Here is a 912-nt window from a genome sequence, read left to right on the forward strand (position 1 = left end):
TGCTGGGTATCCGTAAAACAGTTTTCGAAAAATGACACGGCAACTGCCTGTCAGGATTGGTTACGGAGTACCCGGCTAGGCCGAGGAAGCATCAAGTCCCATGTCCGCACCGTTAAGGTGTTGGGTATGGGGCTTTTTGCATTTCAGGAACGTATACACCTCTGGAAAGGTGTAACACACTAGACTTTGTACCAAAGTCGTGTGCCAAGGGTGCTGCGCCCCTTTGGAATCCCTGCTTACATCGCCTGTGGGCGATGTGGATTCGCCGCACAGAAAGCTCTCACAAAAGGGCACACCCGGCTGTCTGCGGCGAGGAGAAGGCACTTCTGCGGAAGTGTAATAACCCACTATGACACTTTCATCCCTGTGGTCTGCAAAGTGTAGTGGGCTCTCCGAGGGGGAAACGGCTATATAGGGTGCGCTTCGGGCAAATCGCTGCGTACGTGCGTACCAATCTCTCGTACGCACGTACGCAGTAAAACGGCTAAAATCTCCTATATAGGGGTGTTCTTCTGGAAATCAATATGATATACTCAACTTAACCAACCATCAACTAATAGGAGGCGGTAATATTATGGGAAAAACTTTTGTGTGTAGCTTATGCCGTAATGGAATCATTGGCGGTGGTTTGTACATTGATGAACAGAGCATTACATATTCAACTCAAAAGCTCACAGTCAGTCCACTGTATCGCAACCTTGTATTGCCCATGAACGAGATAAGGGAGCTTTCATGGAGTCAGATGGTCGTTCCTGTTGCAGCAATTTCCATGAAAGATGGAGAATGTTATAAATTTATCATATATAACAAATCAGGATTTGAAAAGGCATATAAGCAATATAGCAACCACCAAGAATGAAATCACCTAGCAGGGTTTGGGGCAGGCACGCCCCAACAAGAAGCTGTCCCAAA

Annotated in this window: 1 protein-coding gene; it reads left to right on the forward strand. The window is 47.0% G+C overall.

Annotation, left to right across the window (positions count from 1 at the left end):
- Nucleotides 1-574: 574 nt before the first annotated feature.
- Nucleotides 575-859, forward strand: a complete 285-nt coding sequence (locus J3350_RS13870; RefSeq protein ID WP_015538118.1) for a hypothetical protein — start codon at nt 575-577, stop codon at nt 857-859.
- Nucleotides 860-912 lie beyond the last annotated feature (53 nt).

Source organism: Faecalibacterium sp. Marseille-Q3530 (assembly GCF_017377625.1).
GTDB classification, from domain to species: domain Bacteria; phylum Bacillota; class Clostridia; order Oscillospirales; family Ruminococcaceae; genus Faecalibacterium; species Faecalibacterium prausnitzii_E.

What these genes read in the sequence shown, in the direction of transcription:
- J3350_RS13870 (WP_015538118.1), top strand. Translation starts at nt 575, where the DNA reads ATGGGAAAAACTTTTGTGTGTAGCTTATGCCGTAATGGAATCATTGGC.